11 protein-coding genes and 1 pseudogene are annotated in these 21,039 nt (G+C 67.3%); 6 read left to right on the top strand and 6 right to left on the bottom strand.

Features of this window, described 5'->3' with window-relative positions; genetic code table 11:
- Window position 1: 1 nt before the first annotated feature.
- Window positions 2-2,929 (top strand): AAA family ATPase, encoded by a 2,928-nt coding sequence (locus tag ACHBTE_RS15255; protein ID WP_394724342.1) that lies wholly within the window; start codon window positions 2-4, stop codon window positions 2,927-2,929.
- 107 nt (window positions 2,930-3,036) lie between these two features.
- A complete protein-coding gene (locus tag ACHBTE_RS15250) occupies window positions 3,037-3,873 on the top strand; it encodes a sulfurtransferase (RefSeq protein ID WP_394724341.1) in 837 nt (278 codons plus the stop codon).
- A gap of 2 nt (window positions 3,874-3,875) precedes the next feature.
- On the opposite strand, the gene ACHBTE_RS15245 is transcribed toward ACHBTE_RS15250, so the two are convergent.
- Window positions 3,876-5,111 (bottom strand): helix-turn-helix domain-containing protein, encoded by a 1,236-nt coding sequence (locus ACHBTE_RS15245; protein ID WP_394724340.1) that lies wholly within the window; start codon window positions 5,109-5,111, stop codon window positions 3,876-3,878.
- A 297-nt stretch (window positions 5,112-5,408) separates the two neighbouring features.
- On the bottom strand, window positions 5,409-7,493 hold the full coding sequence (locus ACHBTE_RS15240; RefSeq protein ID WP_394724339.1) for an MMPL family transporter: 2,085 nt from the start codon (window positions 7,491-7,493) through the stop codon (window positions 5,409-5,411).
- Window positions 7,494-8,224: 731 nt separating this feature from the next.
- Between ACHBTE_RS15240 and ACHBTE_RS15235 the strand changes: the two genes are divergently transcribed.
- Window positions 8,225-9,676 carry a hypothetical protein gene (locus ACHBTE_RS15235; RefSeq protein ID WP_394724338.1) on the top strand — a complete coding sequence of 484 codons (1,452 nt, stop codon included), beginning with the start codon at window positions 8,225-8,227 and terminating at the stop codon, window positions 9,674-9,676.
- Here the strand turns inward: ACHBTE_RS15235 and ACHBTE_RS15230 are convergent.
- Window positions 9,627-11,852: a SpoIIE family protein phosphatase gene (locus ACHBTE_RS15230; protein ID WP_394724337.1), complete on the bottom strand. Its 2,226-nt coding sequence runs from the start codon at window positions 11,850-11,852 to the stop codon at window positions 9,627-9,629. The genes ACHBTE_RS15235 and ACHBTE_RS15230 overlap by 50 nt on opposite strands.
- Before the next feature lie 494 nt (window positions 11,853-12,346).
- On the opposite strand from ACHBTE_RS15230, the gene ACHBTE_RS15225 reads away from it, so the two are divergent.
- Entirely contained in the window at window positions 12,347-13,339 is a 993-nt protein-coding gene (locus ACHBTE_RS15225; RefSeq protein WP_394724336.1) for a trypsin-like serine protease, read from the top strand.
- A 323-nt stretch (window positions 13,340-13,662) separates the two neighbouring features.
- Here ACHBTE_RS15225 and ACHBTE_RS15220 read toward each other — a convergent pair whose 3' ends face one another.
- On the bottom strand, window positions 13,663-14,478 hold the full coding sequence (locus ACHBTE_RS15220; RefSeq protein WP_394724335.1) for a hypothetical protein: 816 nt from the start codon (window positions 14,476-14,478) through the stop codon (window positions 13,663-13,665).
- 206 nt (window positions 14,479-14,684) lie between these two features.
- A complete protein-coding gene (locus tag ACHBTE_RS15215) occupies window positions 14,685-15,083 on the bottom strand; it encodes a carbohydrate-binding protein (RefSeq protein ID WP_394724334.1) in 399 nt (132 codons plus the stop codon).
- 1,586 nt (window positions 15,084-16,669) lie between these two features.
- Here ACHBTE_RS15215 and ACHBTE_RS15210 point away from each other — a divergent pair.
- Window positions 16,670-17,047 (top strand): annotated as a pseudogene (locus tag ACHBTE_RS15210) (hypothetical protein); the annotation flags it as partial.
- Between the two features lie 84 nt (window positions 17,048-17,131).
- On the top strand, window positions 17,132-18,424 hold the full coding sequence (locus tag ACHBTE_RS15205; RefSeq protein WP_394724369.1) for a hypothetical protein: 1,293 nt from the start codon (window positions 17,132-17,134) through the stop codon (window positions 18,422-18,424).
- A 453-nt stretch (window positions 18,425-18,877) separates the two neighbouring features.
- Here ACHBTE_RS15205 and ACHBTE_RS15200 read toward each other — a convergent pair whose 3' ends face one another.
- Window positions 18,878-20,938: an RICIN domain-containing protein gene (locus ACHBTE_RS15200; RefSeq protein ID WP_394724333.1), complete on the bottom strand. Its 2,061-nt coding sequence runs from the start codon at window positions 20,936-20,938 to the stop codon at window positions 18,878-18,880.
- Window positions 20,939-21,039 lie beyond the last annotated feature (101 nt).

Here is a 21,039-nt window from a genome sequence, read left to right as displayed (position 1 = left end):
CATGGTCTGCGAACTCGATCATGAAGCCGCTGTTCCCGGCAGCGGATTTCTCTTCGTCGGGCGGGACCCGGAGCTCAACGTCCTCACCGGCGCCCTGCGCCGCCGACCCGCGGTGATCATGGTGGACGGCGAAGCAGGGATCGGCAAGTCCCGTCTGCTGCGGGAGATGACGGCGGCCGAGCAGGCGCAAGACGAACGAGTCCTGATGACAGCGTGCCACCCGTTGCGCGCCCCGTTCCCCTTCGGTCCGGTGCTGGACGCGCTCCGGCAAGCCCGGGGGTGGCTGCCGCCACCGCAGACCCTCACCCCCATCACCGGGGAGCTGCTGCCGCTTCTGCCCGAGTTGGCCGGACACCTGCCCCCGCCGAGTTCCGCTGCGGGGGATGCCCGTACGGAGCGGGTCTGCCGTATGCAGGCGGTACGCGCGCTCCTGGAGGCCGTTGGTCCTGTGGTGCTGGTGGTGGAGGACCTGCAGTGGGCGGACGAGGCCACTCGCGACCTCCTTCTGCTTCTCGCCCGGGACCCGCCGAAGGGGCTGGCCCTCGTGCTCGCCTATCGGCGGGAGAACCGTCGGCGGGGCGTACCCGTTCTGGGGTCGGCGTACCGGCGACCCCCCGGGGTCAGTGGGGCGGAGCTTCATCTGAAGCCGCTCACCGAAAGTGATATGCGGCAGATGGCCACTGCGGCACTGGGCCCGCGGGCCACGCCTCGTCTGGTGCGCGTGCTCTTCGAGCGCAGCGCCGGGCTGCCGATCGTCGCCGAGGAGGATCTCATCACCCTCCTCGAACGGGGGCGATCTTCCAGTGTGCTGACCAGCGGCGAACAAGGCGGCCATGACGATGTGGCCGGGCTGGAGAGTTCGGATGTGCCTCGCGGACTGCGGGAGGCCGTGTCGGAGCGCATCGCGGGGCTATCGGAGGCAGGTATAGCCGTGGTCCAGGCCGCGGCCGTGCTGGCGGTGCCGGCCACGGAGGCGCTGCTCGGGCAGGTCGCCGACTGCGACCCGGAAAAGGCGACGCAGGGATTGCTGGAAGCCCTGCGTTCCGCGGTGCTTCTGGAGTCCGCACCCGCTCTCTACGGCTTCCGGCATGCCCTGGCCCAGCAGGCGGTGTACCGGGGAGTGGTGGGACCACAACGACTGCAACTGCATCGCAGGGCCATCAAAGCCCTCTGGACGCAGGACATTCCACCGCTGGTGGAAATCGCGCACCACACACGGGCGCTGGGCGACCGGCAGGCCTGGATCCAACAGGCGGACGCGGCGGCGGACCAGGCCATCGCGCTCGGCGACGAGGGCACGGCCGCGGGCATCCTGCACGACATGCTCGCCGAGTTGAGCCTGGACTCCCAACTTCGCTCGCGTGCGGCCTTGAAGCTCAGCCGCATCGCGGTGCACCGAGTCGACTACGCGGCCAGTGTGGCTGCGTTGCGGCGTATCGTCGCCGACCCGCAGCTGCATCCCACCACACGCGGTGAGATCCGGCTGAACCTCGGGCTGCTCATGTTCAACCAGGCCGGTCACGTCGAGGGGCTCCACGAGGTGGATCAGGCCATTGCGGAGTTGGAGGAGCAGCGGCCGGAGCTGGCCGCCCGCGCCATGGCGGCCATGGCCTTGCGCGAGGGGGACGAGCCGGTCGCCGAGTCCTTGGCCTGGCTGGAGAGGGCCGAGCGGACCATCGCCTTCAGCGGGGACGCCGGCGCCCGCGCCGCGGTGCAGGCGAGTCGCCTCTCGCTGGACGCGTACATGGGCGACCCGCAGGTGTGGCGGCACCTGGACGAGCTACCCAGGGAAGCCGACGACCCCGAGATCATCCGGCAGACGGCCCGGGCGCTCTACAACGCGGCCGAAGGGGCGCTGCTCGTGGGTCACGACGCACGGGCGGCAGCGCTGCTGGGAGAGTGCAACAGGCTCGCCCGGCATGTCGACAGCCTGCTTCTCGACTGCTATGCCCGCAGCACCCTTTTGGTGTGCTCCTATTTGGCCGGAGACTGGGCGGGGCTCGAAGGGAAGTACTCGGAGCTGCGAGCCGAATTCCCGGACATGCCATTCCTGGATACGCAAAAGGCACTGGTGTGCGGCAGACTGGCAGCGGCGCGCGGACAGATCACCAAGGCCGCGGAGGAATTCGCCACCGTCGCCGAGGCCTGGAGCAAGCGCGGCGGCGTCCTGATGTGCATCACCGTCGTGGGGATGGCCCGGGTCAGGCTCGCCGATGGGGATGCCGAGGCCGCGTGGTCCGTGGCCGAGCCGGCGCTGGATGTCGTGCGGCGCCGGCAGGCGTGGGTCTGGGCCGTCAATCTCCTGCCCGTGGCGGTGGAGGCCGCTGTCGCGTCCGGCCGCCACAGGCGTGCCTCGGAGCTGACCGACGAGATGGAGCGGGGCCTGGTGGGGCGGGACGCACCGGCGGCCACGGCCGAACTGCACCTGTGCCGTGGCAGTCTCCGACGGGACGCCGAACCGGCCTCAGCCGCAGGGCACTTCGACCAGGCTCGTCTGATCTATCAGTCGATCGGACGGCCCTATGAGGAGGCAGGGGCCGCGGAATCCTCCGCGGCCGTCCTGATCGGCTCGGAGCCCGACCAAGCGGCTGCCGGCCTCACCGCGGCGGCCGAGATCTACACGCGGCTCGGTGCCACCTACGATGCCGCCCGCTGCCAGGACCGGCTGCGGACCCTGGGCCTGACCCAGCCGTCGACACGTGGACGCCCTGGCTACGGAGATGACCTCTCGCCTCGCGAGCGGGAAGTGGCTCAGTTCCTGGCAAGGGGCGCCAGCAACAAGGACATCGCCCGGGCTCTTTTCCTTTCCCCGCGCACAGTCGAACACCATGTGGCTCGGACACTGACGAAACTGGGCGTGAAATCACGGGACGCTGTCCGTGATGCGCTTCGAAGGGAACACCCCTCCGGCGGCTCCGTCCATGAATGACTGGAGAATTAAAATTGGACGTGCATACCACTTCTCAAAGCCGCAATAACTCAGGCTCACAGAACCTCGGCTTGCGACAATACGAATCGGAAACTAGCGTGGAATTCATGGATCCTGTCATCGACTCGATGCTGCTGGCGGAGGAGCTTCGGGGGCCGGCCCCGCCGACCGTCGTGGAAGTGCGCTGGGACCGTGAGGACCCTCGCGTAGGTCCACGCGGGCACATCCCTGGCGCCCACGTGGTCGACCTCGCCAAGGTATTCGCAGGACCGGCCGGGCCGGGCGGCCGGAACCCGCTTCCCGCGCCCGACGACTTCGAAGCCGCGATGCGCGAGATCGGGGTCTCCATGGATCGCCCTGTCGTCGTGTACGACCCCGGTTACTCCGCAGCGGTCGCCGCGGCCCGCGCCTGGTGGACGCTGCGCTGGGCCGGGCACGAGAACGTACGGGTGCTCGATGGCGGTATGCGCGACTACAGCGCGGCCGGACATCACGTCGTGGCCGATCCCGATCCTCCCGGGAGGCGGGGCGACTTCGTCGTCCGTCCCGGCGGAATGGACGTGCTTGACGCGGAGCAGGCGGCAGTGGTGGCTCGGAGCGGTCTGCTCCTGGATGCACGCGTAGGGGAACGATACCGAGGCGAATTCGAACCCTACGATCCGGTGGCCGGGCACATCCCGGGTGCCGTGAGCGCACCGGCCGCGTACAACGTCGACGAGCGGGGTCTCTTCCTGCCGCCCTCGGCACTGCGGGAGCGCTTCGCCTCACTCGGTGCCGATACGGCGCCCGAGGTGGCCACGTACTGCGGGTCCGGCGTCCGGGGCTCCCAGCAGGTCCTCGCCCTGGAACGAGCGGGGATCCCGTCGGGGCTGTATGTGGGGTCCTGGAGCGACTGGAGCACCGATCCGACCCGTCCCGCAGCCACAGGCCCCGAGCCCGGCTGACGCTACCGACGGGACGGATCGCGACCCTTGTACCGGTTCCCGGGCCGCGGATGGTCGGCCCGGGACGCGCTGCGTCTGCGGCGGGCTTCCATCGCGGAGAGCATCTCCTGGGCCCGGAGCGCCACCTCCAGCTCGAAACGGACGTCAGGATCACGCAGCGCGGGACCGAACAGTTCCTCGATCTGGCGCAGCCGGTAGCGCACGGTCTGCGGATGAACACCTATCCTCCGCGCGGCCTCGATGGTGTTGCCCGAGCACTGGAGCCAGGCCAGCAGAGTGCGAGTCATGCGCTCGTGCTGCTTGGCGGTCAGGTGCGCGAGCGGGGCGAGTCTGCGCGCCGTGAGTGTGTGTATGAGGACTTGGTCCTGGAGCAGCAGCAGCGCCAGGAGATTGTCGGCGCAGTACAAGATGGAGTGATTGGGTCCGCCCAGGCCGCGTGCGTCGAGCGCCAGCAGTCTGCGCGCCCACCGGAGTGACACCGCCGCGTGTTCCAGCGCCACCGGCGGACCCACGACGGCCGTCCGCCCGTCCAGGAACCTCTCCAGGACCGGCCGGTGTTCGGGGCTCGGCTCGGGGATCAGCAAGAGCGGATCGGGCCCACTGAAGTCCGCCAAGACGTCGATGCCTTCGAGAATCGACGCCGGAGGAACAGCCCTTCGACGGCCCTGCTTGATGGACGAGAGCGCCACCACCTGAACGGACTGCGGAAGCCTCCACGCGGCGGCAAGCGCCAGTTCCGTCACCGTCTGCGCGGGCGCGGGCGGATCGGAAGTGAGTACTTGCAGCAGGCGCTGGCGCCTGAGCCGGATTTCCCCGGCCGCGTGCAACTGAGCCTTGGAGAAGCCTTCCGCACAGTGCGCGACAAGCTCATCGATGTAGGCGAACAAGCTCTCCGCCACCGAATACAGCAGATGAGGCTCGATGCCTTTCCGACTGCCGATGTCCACGCACCGACGCCAGGCAAGCCGTGCAGCCAGTCGGAACGCGGCCTGGAGTGCTTCCAGGTTGCGTCCCCTTCGCATCTCGTTCTTTCCGAGCTCTCGACAGTCGTGCGCGGTCTCCTCCCCCAGGCGCGCCGATCGCCCCGACAGCCGGTTCACGAACTCACGAAGAGCCCGCTCCACGCCCGCTTGTATTCGCGCTCTGCAAGGCTCCTCCAGGGAGTGGGCGAGCGCCGGTATCTGCGCCCTCACGATGCGGACGGTTTCCCCGGCGAGGGAAGGAAGTTCCTTCTCCATCGACAGGACCAATTCATCGGGAAGGACATGCCTCGGGGGCTCGATCGCCGGAGCGCTGTCGCCCCTTCTGGCTTGCATGGGCTGATGGTCCTTCCATCTCTGGTCAGGCATGTGATGTGGGATGTGGGTCGAGTTCTTCCGGGCCGGTGTTCGCCGACGACGGCGCTCCTCATGCCCCGGCACCGCCGCTGAGGGCGACGCACCGTCCGCACTGCGATTGCCATCGGCATCCAGGTCACTGGCCTCCATGCGCGTGAGGAGGGGATGGATGATCCCCAAAGCCCGCGCTTTTGCCTTCTATTTACCTTCACCGCTCGCCTCGCGACGCGAGCGCAGCCACGCGGGTCCATGCCATGTCGCCCGCCCCGTGAGAGCCAGGACCGCCGGTACCAACAGGGCACGGACCACGAATGCGTCCATCAGGACGGCCACGGCGAGGCCCACGCCCAGCATCTTGGCTCCGACCGTCCGCGAGGCACCGACGGACATCAGCACCACGGTCAGGATCAGTACCGCAGCGGTGATGATCCCCCCGGTTCTTCGCATCCCCTCGACCACGCCCGTCCGGTGGTCTCCGGCTCGTAACACTTCCTCCCGTACCCGGGAGAGCAGAAACACTCCGTAGTCCATCGACAGTCCCAGGGCCAGGAAGGACATGAGGACCGGCAATGTCGCCTCGATCACCCCGGTCGGCGTGAAGCCCAGGAGACCCGACAGGTGCCCTTCCTGGAACACCCACACGACGGTTCCGAACATCGCGGTCAGACTCAGCGCGTTGAGGACCAGGGCTTGCAGCGGCACCAGAAAGCTGCCGGTCAGCAGGAGGAGCAGCAACACGGTCGTAGTGGCGACCAGGGCGCCCGCCAGGGGGAGACGGGACTCGATGGCGTGGCGGCTGTCCAGCGCCTGGGCGGCCGGCCCCGTGACGTACGTGTGGAAGGGGGCCTCGGTGTTCCGCACCGCCAGAACGAGACTCTCGGCCGCCTCGGGCGTGTCATCGGCGTGGGTCACCACGGTGAGCCAGGAGTCGCCGGCGCTGGATCGGGTCGGCGCCCCCGGCTTCTTCCACTCTCCGGCCGCATACGTACCGCTCGGTCCGTCGACCCGTCGGACCCCCGGCAGCGCGGACAACCGCCCGCTGTACGCAGCCAGATCGGCGGGTCCGGCGTCGCGCGCCAGTATCTGTGCCTCCCCCGCCCCGCCCGAGCCGAAGCGCTCACGAAGGTGCTGCTGGACCACGCGGGCCTCTGCGTCGACGGGCAGCTGCCGTTCGCCCGGATGCCCGAAGTGGACGCCGAGGAAGGGCAGGCCGAGCAGAAGCAGGAGGCCCGTCGTCCCGGCGGCGAAGAAGGGTGCCCGGCGCATCACCAGCCTGGTGAGCCGGACCCACCCTGCGTCGCGTCGGGCAGTGGCGTGACGCCTGGCACGACGCCGGGGAGGCAAGCGCGAACGCATGTCCCAGGAGTCGATGTGCGGACCCAGCAGACGCAGCAGAGCGGGAAGGACGACGAGCGACGCGCTCGCGGACAGCAGGACGACACTGATGCCGGCATAAGCCATCGACCGCAGAAATCGGTGCGGGAACACCAGCAGAGCCGCGAGACACAGCGCTACCGTCACGGCGGAGAACAGCACCGTGCGGCCTGCGGTGTTCGAGGTGATCACGGTGGCCGTGTGCCGCTCCGCTCCTGTGGTGAGCTCCTCCCGGTAGCGACGGACCATCAAAAGGGCGTAGTCGACCGCCAGCCCGAACCCCAGTGCTGTCGTCAGATTGAGGGCGAAGAGCGAAATGTCGGTGACGGCGGTCAGCCCGCGCAGCACCGCTTGGGACCCCACGATGGCGACCATCCCTACACACACCGGCAGGAAGGCCGCGGGCACGCTGCCGAAGACGAGCACCAGGATGGCCAGCGTGACGGGGACCGATATCGCCTCCGCCCGGGTCAGGTCCTCGGTCACCATCGTCTGCGTCTCGTGACGGACCGCCGCTGCGCCACCGATGGTGACGTGCAGGACGCCCTGAGACCGGCGATATCGCGGTGCGATGCGCGCGACGGTTTCCTGAACGGCCCGCGCGTCCCCTTTCAGGCGCGCCGTGACCAGGGCGTACCGCCCGTCGCCCGAACGCATCGCCTTCGAGTGTGTGCTCCAGTAGGAGGTGACGCCGAGGACGCCGCGCTCCTTGGCGAGCCGACCAGCCAGAGCGCGCCCCTGCTGCGCGGCGACAGTGTGATCGACGCCGTTCGTGGTGGCGGCCATGAGGATCAGGTCGGGTCGCCCGCCGGGAAATTGCCGGTCCAGGGTGCGGGCCGCGTACGAGGACTCGGAACCGGGGTCGTCATCGCCACCGTGGCTCAGATGGTCTGCGACGCCGTGCCCCATGAATCCGGCAGCACCCAGCAACAGCACTGTGGCCGTGAGAACGACCCTGGAGCGCTTGTACGCCAGCCTGGCAACCCAGCCGAGGCCGCCCCGAGACCCGCTCGAGCGGCGATGACGTGACATCCGATTGACCCCTGTCGACCATTGAGGCACTGCACCATCAAGCAGCGACAGTCAATTTGCTTATGCAAGCATTGACCTACGAGTCGCTCCTGCTCCTTCACTGGGTGCGACGCTCACGCAGGCCCGGTCCGCCGGAACCGACCAAGGGCGCACATGACGACGCAGGGCCTTACTTAACCCCAGAACTGCAGGCGTGATCGACCAGCCGGCCGCCTGGCGCACGGAAGTACGAACCGTCGTGACAAATCCGGCCCCTCCACCTCTCTCCCTGGTCACAGCATGCGCAGCGGCTGTTCGGCACCGCGTTACGGTGCCGGGGCATGGCGGACCACACCGCACGTGCACGGCAGGGGACGGGTGCGTGTCCACATCACTCATGCCGCGGAACGCGCCGGCACCAGGCGCTGCCTTTTCTGGACAGGACACGAACGAGGTCCCAATACAGAGGGGGAGGAACAGTGCTGTGCTGCGCTGACAGCAAAGACTGCTCATGCAAAGAGCATGTCGCTTGTGGAAACGCTTGCGCGACGACGGGCAGAGTTGCCACGGCGCCCGGTCCGCAGGGGTGGGGCCCCGGACCCGAGCACAGGTCACGGCAGTGGCACACCTTGTCGGACGCGGACCTCATCCGGCGCATACGGAGCACGGCCCCGGACTGGGCGCTCCCCCAGCCATATGCTCCGGGCACGGCGGTCGACGCGTCGCAGCCCCTGCGGGAACTGCGGCGGCGCCATCTGCCGGCGATGGCCGCGTACGCCGGACTGTGCGTCGAAGACTCCTATGCCCAGGTCCTGGCGGCTGACGCGTTCCGACGCTCCGAGCGCGGCATCCGCGTCTTCGAGCCGGAGGACGCCCTGCGACTGCAACTGTTGCTCACCGTGACGCAAGCCGCGCAGCGCTGGGCCGTCAAGGGCCACCGCGCCATTCTGAAACGGGAATTCGTCCAGTGGATCGACCAACAGGCCGCGCAGGACCGCCGCGATCACGGGCCCCTGGGACATGAACGGGCGGCCTCGTCGGAGGAGGACAGCGACCCTGTCCGATGGGCCGTGTACACGCTGCCTCCGCGGACCCGGTCGTTGCTGTGGTACATCGTCATCGAGGCGGCGGACCCGCAGAACACCGCAGCAATGCTGGGTCTGACGCCCCGTTGCCTCTCGGGACGGCGGGACGAGCTGTTGCATCGCCTACGCAGCGCCTACCTCCTCCAGCACACCACACGTACGGACGCGTCATGCCGGAATCTGACGAAACTGCTGGACGTGACCACACGCCCTGGCGCAGCGACGTATCGCATCGCCTGTGTGGATGAGCATCTGGCACGCTGTTCGGCCTGCGCGACCGCCCACGAGCACCTCACCCGCCTCTTCCGCCGACCCGACATTCTGCTGGCAGAAGCAGTCCTGCCGTGGGCACCGGCCGCCTATCTCAAGATCGGCAGGACGGTACTCGTCGCCCCGCCACCACTGATTCGACCGACCCACACAGCACCCGCGGCCCGCCATGGCTTTGGTCAAGACCTACGGCGGTCGGCTCGCCACGCCCGCAGGACGGCGGCGATCCCGTCCGTCAAGACGGCCGCCACGGTCACCGCACTGGCTCTCGTCACGGTCGGGGCAGCTGCCGCCTTGAGCCGGTCACATCAGCGTTACGCCGACGACGAACGACCTCCCAGGGCGTCACCGGCTCCGGTCCCGGAGGACACCGAGGCAACGGCGTCGACGGCTCCGTCACCGGCCCCTCAGGCCACGGAGGGGACAGCTCCCTCCCCCTCCCCCGTACCCGAAGACACAGAGACGACGTCGCCGTCCCCGATGCCCAAGGACACAGAGGCAACGACCGCCTCCCCCATGGCCGGTGCCATGGACGCCTCGAACAGCGGATGCTGCTCCACCGCGTGGCCGCAGGCGCTCCGACGGGCTCTCGGAGCCGAGGGGGTGGTGGACGGCGTGGTGCGTCTGTCGGGACGGGAGTGGGAAACGGGCATTGAGCGGGTCCTGCCCACCCCGCTCAGTCCGTTTCCGCAGCCGCAAGGTGGCTCGCCGCCCCGGTCGCGGTGAGGACGAGAGCGGCTTGGTCGTCATCCACCCCGGCCAGTCCGGTGAAGGCACGTACCTCGTTGATCAGAGTGCTGATGACGTCCTCGGCGGAGTACGAGCCCTTGAGCCTCCCGGTCAATGTGTCAGTCAGGCGCTCATCCCCGAACTGCTCCCCTTCGGCGTTGCGGGCTTCGGTGATTCCGTCGGTGTAGAGCAGCAGGCTCTCCAACGGCTTCAGCCGCATGCGGCGCTCGGTCAGCTCGGCGTCCTCGCTGATCCCGAGGAGCAGGCCATCCGTCTCGACGGCACGGGCCACGTGTCGGGTGTCGATGAGGACGGGAAGGGTGTGACCGGCCCGGACCAGGGCGATGTCGAGGCCGTCGCGAGTGTCGGCGAACTGCCCGTACACAAGACTCACAAAGCCGGTTCCGTGGCTTTCGGGGCGATCCAGCAAGGCCGTGTTGATGGCCTGGACCACGCTGACGGGCCCGGGCAGAAGAGGAGCGACGGCGCGGGCGGTGTGCCGGACCAGTCCGGTGGTCGTGGCCGCGATGGCCCCACGCCCGCACACATCGCCTAGTACGAACGCCCAGGTGCCGTCCGGCAACGGGAACACGTCGTAGAAGTCGCCGCCGATGTCGAGTCCCTCGCCGGCGGGATGGTAGAAGGCGGCTGCCGTGGCACCGGGCAGGGGCGGGATCGTGGGCACAAGAAGGCCGGCTTGCAGGTCACGGGCGAGGGCCACGCGCTCGGTGAACTGGCGGGCGTTGAGGGCAGCCGCCGCAGCACGGCGAGCCAGCTCCTCTGCCAGGGCGATGGCGTGACCGTCGAGGGTGCCCGCACCGCTGGTCAGCGCGGTCAGTGTGCCGAAGGGACGCCCGCGGTCCAGCAGCGGGATGCACAGATAGCCCGTCACACCCGCGTCATGCCAGGGACCGGGGCGCTGGGGAGCCCGGGCGATCTCACTCTTTCCGGAGGCAAGGACGCGGGCGATCACGTCCTCGCCTGCGTTCTGCGCCGGAAAGCGCGAGTCGAGGAGCTGTTCCTCCGCATCGCGGGTCGTGGCGGCGGCGGCAATGCGGCGCACGCGCCCCCCTTCGACGACATCTATCGCGCACAGCGGCGCCACACCCCGGACGCAGCAGGCGGCCAGCCGTTGCAGCGTCGGGATGTAGTCCAGTCCGGCCGACAGTGACGTACTGGCCTCCAGCAAAAAGGCCAAGTCGTCGCGGGCTGCCTTCTCCCGCGTTTCGGCGGCCAGTCGCGCCTGCTCCGCCTGGTGACGCTCGATGGCCAGGGCGGCTGTGTCGGCGAACAGACGAGCCAATACGAGGTCGAAGTCCTGGGGGGCGCGGGGCGATGGATGGTACATCGCGAAGGTGCCGAGGAGGGCCCCGTCCCTGGCCAGGATCGGGGTGGACCAGCAGGACGCCACGCCTGCCGCCGCGGCGAGGTCTTGGAAGCCGTCCCAGTACGGGTGGGTGGCTATGTCGTCCACGATGACCATCTGCCGTCGAAACGCGGCAGTACCGCAGGAACCGACCCCGTCCCCTATGGGGGTGCCGTCGATCGCCTGATTGTAGAAATCGGGCAGGCTGGGCGCCGCGCCGTGCCGCAGATGCCGACCCTCGTCGTCGACAAGCAGTACGGAGACGAGGACCTCCTCGGGCGAGAGCTCCTCGATGGCCCGCGCCATGCCTTCCAGTACCTGCTCCAGAGGGGCCTGCCGGGCAATCTGCTCCAGCAGCGCACGATGCTCGGCCGTCAGCCGCTGCGCATGCTTGACCTGCGTGGTCTCGAACCCGATCACATACACACCGGTGACGGTGCCGGACTCGTCGACGCGGGGTTCGTAGGTGAAGTCGAAGAACGCCTCGCGCGCGTTGGTTCCACTGCCGAGCACGACCCTGGCGTCCGTACCGGTGTGCCGCTTTCCGGTCCGGTAGACCCGGTCCAGCAGTGCGAGGATGCCCTGCTCCGCAAGTCCGGGCATCAGATCACCGATCGGCACTGAGGTCCTGGCGCGCGCTCCCGGGCCGATCGCGGCGAGGAACGCGGCGTTGGCCGCCTCCAAGGTGTGCGATGGACCGCTCAGCGTGGCGAAGACGGCTGTCGAGTGTCCGAAGAGGGCCCAGAGGTCCTGTTCCGTCCCGCTGTCGGCTTCGGCGGAAGGCTGTGGATGAGCAACGGCGTTCATGACGCTCAGCCTCTTCGTGGTGGGGCCAGGAATGTGAGAAGGCCCGTCAAGCGTCCACCCCGGATGCACGGGGGCCATAGTCCTACGGACCTGCAAACAGCGTTTGCGTGGCCTGCTGGCGGCGCCTGAGTGGCGTAGTCCGGAGACAGTCCAGCTCAGACCCGCCATCTCGTAATGTTAACCCGTCCGCGCATGATCCGAAATCGCACGCGTGGGCAACTCGTAGCAGGTCCATAACGGTCCGTAGTTTTGTCATTCAAGCCACAAGAACCTGGACGTAGCGCGTACCCAGATGCACTCGACGCGTCGCCGGCGGGACGTCACCGCGGCAACGCCCTCCTTCTACTGACGAACATCACTGGCATACGCGAGGACGGCGGCCCCCGAGGCCGGGCTGTGGGCCGAGCCGACAGCCGCTCAGGCGATCACGGCCGTTCCCGGGGCGTCCCAGGCGTCTTTTCGCGGTCAGCCAAATGCCTACAGGAAGGAATGTCGTGCGTCGTCGTATTGGAATCGCCACCGGTATCACAGCCGGTTTCGTCGTGCTCGCAGCTGTAACAGGTTCGGTGTACGGGATCGAAGCAGGGGAAAACGCCACCACTGAAAGTGCACCGGCCGGAATGGTGCATTTCAATGGCGGTTGCGGAGGCACCCTCATTCACACCAAGTGGGTCCTCACCGCCGCGCACTGCAAGGGAGGCGGCGATGTCAAGAAGATGACCATCCGCACCGGCAGCCTGACGCGGGGGCAGGGCACCGTCCTCGGCGTAAGGGCCTCGCACGCTCACCCCCAGGCCGACATCCGGCTGCTGGAACTGAGCAGTCCAGCGGAAGCCGCCCCGGTGACTCTGGCCGATACCGACCCGGCCGTCGACGCCGTCGGTGACATTTTCGGCTGGGGCGGCACCGGGAAGGGGTCCGCTCGCGAGTTGAAGACCGCTCAGGTCAGGGTCACCAAGGTGGGCGGAACCTGCGTGGACCTCGCCGACGGTGACCGCGCCCCGGCTGTGTGTGTCACTCAGGTCACCGGCATGGCTCGGCCCGGAGACTCGGGCGGTCCCTTGATGGTCGACGGTAAGCAGGTCGGAGTCACTTCAACCGGAGGGGTCAGCCGCGCAAGTTACGCCAGCGTGGCCAACGCACTGCCGTGGATCGAGCAGACCACCGGGCTGGACCTGAACGGCGACGCCTCAACCGGCGCTCCCGCAACGAACGACACAGCACCTGAGGACACCTCACCGAACGACACCGCGCCGGCCGAAGCCGACGCCGGAGCAACGACCGCCGGCGGCGACGCATCTGGGAGCAGCGGGGCCACAAACGGCGGCCCATGCACGGCACCGGCTTGGGATCGTAGGGGCATCTACACGAACGGGGACGTCGTTCTCCACAGCGGTCGCAGGTGGCAGGCCAAGTGGTGGACCCGAAACAACGAACCGGGAAGCCCCACGGCGTACGGCGCATGGCAGAACGCGTCCCCCTGCTGATACCTCTCTCAAATCCGGCTGCCCAGAGCGGCCGATCCTGCGCCGGGCGGGGAGCGAGACCATACGGCGATGCCGCCGGCTGCTGCTCAGGCGACGGCGCCCCCGTCATCGATGGCATCTCGGCGTCAAGCTCCGCACGCTCGTGTCTGACGGCTCGGTGCAACTCCGGCGTAGTGACGACCTTGGTCGAGACCGCAAAGCGGTTGGTGAGTCGGTCTGTTCATGGTGCGTGGTCATAATTCGACTGATCAGGCGGCCCGGGCGTCGGTGCAGGAGTGTTTCCCCGCCCGCGCGCCGGCCGGGCTGTCAGCCGACCGTCCGGCTCAGCCGTTCAGGATGCCGCCCACCTCGGTGACGGGGATCGTGTCCGCGGCCCGCGGAACCGTCACGCGGACCGGCTCACCGATGTCCGACAGGGCCATGGTCTGCGTCACCCGCGCGCCGGAGATGTTGACGCTCATGCGGGTCTGCACCAGGCGCCCCCGGCCGTCGACCCACGCGTCCGCGAAGACCGGGAGATCGCTGCCCAGGGCGTCGCGGGCTTGATCCGTCTTCGTGCGAACATCCGGGGTCATGCGCAGGGTGACGGTCCGGTGGTCGAGGATGCCGCGGTAGCGCACTGCGCGCACGCCCTGGACGTTCTCCTCGCCCTCCCTGGAGATCTTGTGCATTGCGGCGATCTGCTCCAGGACGTGCTCGGGGTCGTTGAGCGGGGCCCGCAGCAGGTAGTGGGCCTGCGCCTGGTCCCGGGGCATGACCCCCCAAGCGTCCTCGCCGATCCCCTGGGCGTCGCTGATGTAGATCTTGCCGTCCGCGAAGACCTGGTCGCTGTGGTCGATGGCACCGCCGGGAAGGTCGACGGCCAGGTGGCCCCTGTCCGCGGCGAAGTCGAATCCGCCCGTGACGGTGAGGCCGTACTCCTGGCCCTCACCCTCCAGTTCGATCTCCTGACGGAAGCCGGCGCTGTCCTCGCGGAGAGCTGCGACGGCCGCCCGTACGTCGGAGCGGGGGCCGGACGGCGATGTGGAATCCGGTGACTGTGACGCGGACGCCGGCTTGTCGCCGCTTCCGGCGTCGGCTGTCGAGCAGCCGGTACACAGCAGCGCGGCGGCGGCGGTGAGCACGAGAGGACGGCGCACAGGTTTCTCCGAAGGTCTTGGGCGAGCGTTCAGCCATTGCGGCACCGCCTCGCGCGCAGATCCTACGAAGATGCGCACAGCGGTGCGACCCAAATGTGGCTGGAGCGTGCGGAGACGGCCATGAGGAACGCAATACAAACCGGTATGCCCCGAATCCGAGGATCGGACTGGGGCATACCGTCAGAGGCCGTGGGGGTTGTCCCGTATCAGCATGAACCGAGATCGCTCCAAGCCCCGTATGCCGTACGTCCCCCCGGTTCGTTGCCCCGGGTCCACCACCGCGACTTCCATTGGCGGCCGTTGTGGGAGATGACGATCCCCTTGGTCCTGTATTCCTTGGAGCGCTCCCAGGCAGGGGCGGCACATGCGCCGCTGCTGCCGGTCGCTCCTTCACCGGCCGCGCCACTGGCTGCTACGCCGGCGCTTGGCGCCGCGCCGGGCGAAGTGCCATTGGCCTTGCCGATACTGGCTGAGCCGTCGGCAGGACTGGAACCTTGCGACGCGGAGCTCGCCGAGTCGGCGCCATCACTCGGCGTCGCGCCGATCGAGGGCAGCGAATTCGGGGCAGCGGGCGTCTCGTTGCCGCCAGGCGTGCTGCGGTACACGCCCTCTCCCGTCGAGGGCGTACTCTCTCCGGTTCTCAGATGCTGCGGGGTCCCGCCCTGCTCGGTGGTGGGGGCCGATGCCAGAGGTCTGGAAGGCGGCGTCTGCTCGTCCTGGACCAGGGAGACGGCTACGAAGGAGCCGACAATGAGACTGGCCGCCGCGGCAACGCCCACAAGCCGGAAGTCCGGAGAGGGGCGGCGCGGTCTTCTGGCGTGACGCAAGTGTGACTCCTTCGGGAGGCCATGGCTCGGCAGTGCGGTGCCGCGATCCGACTGATGTGGGGATTGGCCGCGCACTTCTGCTCCGTCCAGCAGGAGCAGCCGTACGAACTTCCCCGCAGGTTCAGTTCAACCAACACTTGCGGGCGCAGGCGGCGTGGGGGGCGACCATGACAAGTGCGCGTGCGGCGAGGAACGGCGTACGCGCACGCCGCGGAAAGAGCGGGGGTCGCCTGTCGGCAGCCGTCAACACCGCGCCGCAGGCACTCGGCCGGCGCGGCGCGGTGGGAGGCAGTGCGTGCCCCCGGCGGGGGGCCTGTCAGGGCGGCCGGTTACCTGGCTTCAGTGCTCAGTAGGCCACTTGATAGTCCGTGTCGTAGTCGATGCTCTCGGCAGCCTGGTCGTACCAACCGTACTGTGCCGCCGCAAGACAATCCCCACACTGGCAGCCGTCGCCACCCTGGTCGTACAGGTTTGACTCGTCGGCCTCCCTGGACCAACCCGACTGACCCGCAAGGCAGTTCTCACACTGGCAGTCATCGCCACCCTGGCCGTACGGGCAGGGCTCGTCGGCCTCCCTGGACCAACTGAGTCGCTCCGCAAGGCAATCCGCACACTGACAGTCTTCCTCTCCATCGCCGACCTGTGTCTGCGCCGCCTGGCCCAGAGTGAATTGACTCCTTTGATCGCAGTCGCTGGCGTGGCTCGTCCCGCCAGCAGCAAGCCCGATGCCAACTGCCGCCAGCGCGGCGCCGGCGAACTGCCCCCCGCGCTTCCAGGCACGCCTCTGCCTGGGCCGTCGGTGCTTCATTCGGACCCCTCTTCCTTCTCCTCGCCCGTCTCGGCAGGTCTGGGCCAGTACACGCAGGGCAACTGACCCGAACCCTTGTGGCCGATAGAGACTCTGGGAGCGCCGCGGGAGCCCGGTTCTTTGCCTAGTCATTACCATCACCAGCAGAACGGAGGGTGGCACCCGGAGGTGGTGTTCGTTCTGGACGTGTACTCGTGGATGATCGCCGTCTGGCAGGTGGCGAACCACATGCGGACTGAACTACCCCAGGACGCCCTGGTGATGCCCCTGCGGAGACGGAAGATCAAGAAGGACTCCGGCCTCATTCACCACAGCGGCCGTGAGGATCTTGTACCCCCGGCTACAAATCGACGTCTCGCTCTTCTCGTCGGATCACACCTTTGCGGGGACAGGCCCATCAGCCGTGCCAGGATCAGCCACTGAAGCTGCTGCGCCCAATACGGATGACGAACGGTCATCACTTTGAATCAGGCCGCTTCCGCCGTTCGCTGTTTCCCACCGTGGCTGTCAAAATTCCGGGGCGAGGACGGTGGTCGAGTTGTCCCATAAGCATCTCATGAAGGGTAGGCACCCCATGTCCCGTTTAGTGAGCCTCGAAAAAAATCCGCGTAAACGACGCCTCTCTCTTTCCTTGAGAGGACTCATTGGGGTATCCCTTGCCGGGCTGGTGGCCGGCATCCTTCCCTCTGTAGGGACGGCCGCACCGCCACAGGCCGTTGGCATCACGCACCCAGAACTGCGGCAGTCTCGGGAGCCGGCATCCCCGCCCCAAGTCCTGTATCGGGGTGATAGCAGGGCACCCGAGACGATCCTGGAAAAGGGCGGCTTTGTCTCGCAAGGGACAAACTATGGTGCGTTCGTCGACCACCTGCTCGGGCATGTAGAGGACCGAAGCGGGTCCGGGTGGGTCAGCACGTCGGAGCGATACGACGTGGCACGAACATTCGCTGCTCCCGTGGGCCGGTCCGAGCTCCAGACGTCATGGTTTTGGAGCCCGAGAAGAGTAGTTGAAGGATGGGTGTACGAGATTGAGCCGACTGGAAACGTCATCTCTTTCGCCAAGGAAGCCCGAAACGAACATCAGGCGCGAATGACCGAGGCAACCGCGGAATGGGTCGCGGTGCGGAAGATCAACGCGGAGAACATCATCCGCGCCACCAAGTACAAGCGGGAGTTCCCGGCCGACAAGAATGGGTTGATCACCAGCCTGGACGCTCCGTTCAAGAAAGTCGATACGTGGGAAAATCCCCAGTACACCAAAGGCGCGCGCGGGTACGACCCGTATGAGGATCCGTCGTCCGGGTGGAGCGACGCGGTCACGCTCTTCACCGCCACCGACAACCGGGCCGACCGCGGGATGGCCGAAACCGAGGCGCGAGAACACGCGGTGCCTCGTGTCTGTGATGGAGCGGGAAACCGTTCCAAGCGCTCCACCAGCACTGACTCCGGTTGCGGCATCGTCGAGTGGGACAAGGTCCGGGAGCGTGCGAAGCAGACCGTCACTGATGTACTCACGGACGCAGAGCACACCAAGTCCCTTCCACAGCGCAATTCCGAAGGACTGGGCCAAGAAGAGCTGACGAGGGTAGTCGAGCAGACCAAGGCGAAGATCACCGCTCGCAACGGTGCCCATATCAGTGCGGGGGCTGCGGGGGTCGCGCTGTGGGCAGCGGGCATGGCACAGACATTCTCCGACCAGAACGCGACGACGCTCGACAAGGTGAGCGTCACCATGTCGGTCGTACCAGGTATCGGTCAGGCCTTGGGCATCGCCGATGGAGTACAGCACCGGGACGCCGAAACCATTGCAGTCAACGCGATCTCACTGGCGGCGCTCGTCGCTGCACAGGCGATACCAGTGGTGGGCGAACTGGTGGATACAGCGATCCTTGTCGAGCAGCTCGTCGAGGCGATCTCTGGTCTTTTCCCGCATTTCCGAACCGGCCCGCCCGCACACCTGCCGGCTGGCGCTGTCGCGGACATGCCGACGCTGAAGACGCAGACGAACTGCACCACCTGGAAGACGCTCATGGACATCACCTGGGAGACACCGGATGCGCAGCTTCCAGCCGAGACCCGCGTCGTCGTGAGATCCCGAGACGGGGAGGAACGCACCTACCCTGTCTTGGACCGAAGGTCGCCTGACTGGCAGCGCCCCGAGGGTGGACACGGAGACACCCGCACTTTCGACGTGTTCCTCCGACTGAAACGGGACTGGGGCATCTATCAGTCCGAACGCAGAAGCGTCGTAGAGACCACGAGCAAGTTTCTCGAATGCGCAACGTCCACCAGGGAGGAGTCATGGTCGTAACGCGTGGCGAGGGGTCGCCGCGCTCCGCGCATGATCCGCCGGCCATTTCTGGACGCCCGAGGGAAGACCGCTTGGGCGCGGCTCTTCTCAGTCCGCTGGTGATGCCGTGCGTATTGCCGGTCGTGGTGGCACGGCGGATCGTCTTGTCCCAGGACGTGGTCTTGTAGCTGCGACGGTGTCGTGGACGGAGTAGTTCGATCGGCGGAAGCAAACGGCGCCGTCAAGCGGCCGAGCTGATCCAGCAGGTCGTGCGACTGCTCGTGGTCGTGGACGGACGATATGTGAGCGGCGGTTACTCCATGCCGATGGAGTACCGCCGCTCCCGGAAGACCGTGAAACGCTCCGGCCCGGCCGGGTGGACCGAGTGCGGCTACTGGGCCTGCCTACGCGGCCTGGAGTACCGTCTCCCGCCACGGCCACAAGTGGGCGGCCCTTTGGTGGAACTCTCGGCGATCAGCAGGCCCCCAAGTCCTTCCAGACTGCCTCTTCCAGCCTCCGATACTGCTGGTAGCGCCCCGCTGTGCCCGGTTCGTCACCGACGTTGGGCCACCACTTGGCCTTCCATTCCCGCCCTTTGAGTGAGACGACCTCTCCTCCGCGGTAAGTGGCGTTGCGGTCCCATGGCGGGGCCGTACACGAGCCCGGTGACGCTGGTGTCTCGGCGGTTGCCTTCCCCGCCGGTATCAGTCTCAGTGCCTGCTCCCCCGCCGTGCGCTTCCCTCCCACGTCATTGCCCGTGCTGTCGGTCCAGTGACGAACAGGGATGGTTTCGGAGAACCTGCCGGGGCTGTCGGAAAGGCCGATCACCAGTCCGCTGTAGCGGTTGACGATGCGGAAGGTACCTGACGGGCCACCGGTCTGCGGGGAAGTGTTGGGCATGACGAACCACTGCTGGCCCACGGACGGTCCCTGGGCTCGGCCAGCCGTGACAGTGGGTTTGGTGCCCCATGCCCGAGTGGCCGGGGCGCCGGAAGCGACGCCCAGCAACATCCTGGAGCCGGTGTTGGTGATGCGGTAGGAACCGTCGCCGTTGGAAGTGAAGGTCCACGTGTCAGCGTCGGCTGCGTCGGCTTCGACGGATGTGGTGGAGGAGCTGCCGGGGACCTGGGAAAGAACGCGATCGTCGGCGCTGGTGATCCGATATGCCTTCGAGGTGTCGACCGGCGCCGCGGGCGACGAGGAGTCGATGGTCAGATTGATGTACTCGCTGCTCGACTTGCCGGAACAGCCGAACGAGCAATAGGAGCGGAAACTCTTGCCCACGATCGCGGAGCTCGTTTTGTTGACGTCGTCGAGGAACCAGCGGTACCACGAGGCGTTGGTGTACTTGCCGGTGTCGCCGAGCAGGAACCATTTCTGCGTGGCCAGGTTGTCCGTTGCGTAGTACTGCTGCGGCGCGTTCTTGCTCTGGTCGACGGCTTGGGGCTGGCCGATATAGAGGCCCAGGTGCGCGTTGTAGGTGATGTCCATGACGAACAAAGGTGAGGTCGGCGGCATCTTGCCCTGCTCGACCTGCTCCTCGACGTCTCCCTGGTTCTGCGGGTCGTACTCGTCGGCAACATCGGTGTACCCGGTGCCGCCTGCCTTGTCGACAGGCACCATGTTGCTCTCCCGGCCTCCGACACCCGGTTCGGACCAAGAGCCGTCGTACCACTTCTGCCAGGTCCCGGGGGCCATCTTGCCGGAGAGGGGAGCCCGGGCGACATGGGCGTGAAAGGCCTTCCAGCCACCACCCTTGTTCACTATGCGGGAGCCGTAGAAGGCGTAGAAGTAGCCTGACGCCGCATCCACGTACAGGCGCGGGTCACCTACGCCGTAGTGGTAGGTCTGGTGGGGGAAAGCGGAGGTGTCCTCCCGCTCCGTACTGTACGGCGACGTAAGGACATGATCCTTGATCGTCCAGGTTCGGCCCTGGTTCTTCGACACGGCGTAGTCGATGCCGTCGTAGTGGACACCGTCCTTGAACGGTTGTGGGGTGAACTCGTTGTGCACAAGCCCGTGCCAGTCACCGGTATCCGGATCGACCCAAACGCCGACCAGGTCGCAGTAGTTGCGCTGTGAGTAGGGTGACGGGGCCGGTGCCTCCGTGGACTTCAAACCGGTGGGGCTGTGGTTGCACCGCCAGGTGGTGTCACGGTTGCTGTGCTTCGGGTTCTCGGGATCAGCCGCGTTGTTGACCGACGTCGCGGGGGTCGCTGTGTCGAAATCGCGTCCGGTGTAGAACTTCCATTCACGTTTCTCCGTCGCCCCATACAGCGCGTGCGCCTGTTGGAACCAGAAGGTTCCGTCCTTGTCGATGTACGTGCCGGCCGGGGTGTCGTCCGGGCGTGTCCACGAACCCTTCGATCCGACGGTGACGGTGTACGTGGTCTCGGTCTCGGCTCCTTCAGTCGAGGGCAGGGCGGACAGTGCGCCAGTGCTTGACAGGGCAACCGCCATGGCGACGAGGACGCCGAACAGACGTTTTCGGCAAACAGTCACTCGGAACTCCCGGCTCGTGAGGGGAGCTGTCACCGGTAGGAAACTGCTCCCTGGGGACGCATATGTAGTGTCAGTACGCCGGACGGCCCACTGCCCCCGCATGCAGTGTCGACTCGGTCAGCGCTGCTTCTTGC

Source organism: Streptomyces sp. M41, from assembly GCF_043673425.1.
Lineage (GTDB): Bacteria > Actinomycetota > Actinomycetes > Streptomycetales > Streptomycetaceae > Streptomyces.
This window is presented reverse-complemented; position numbering and strand designations above follow the sequence as displayed.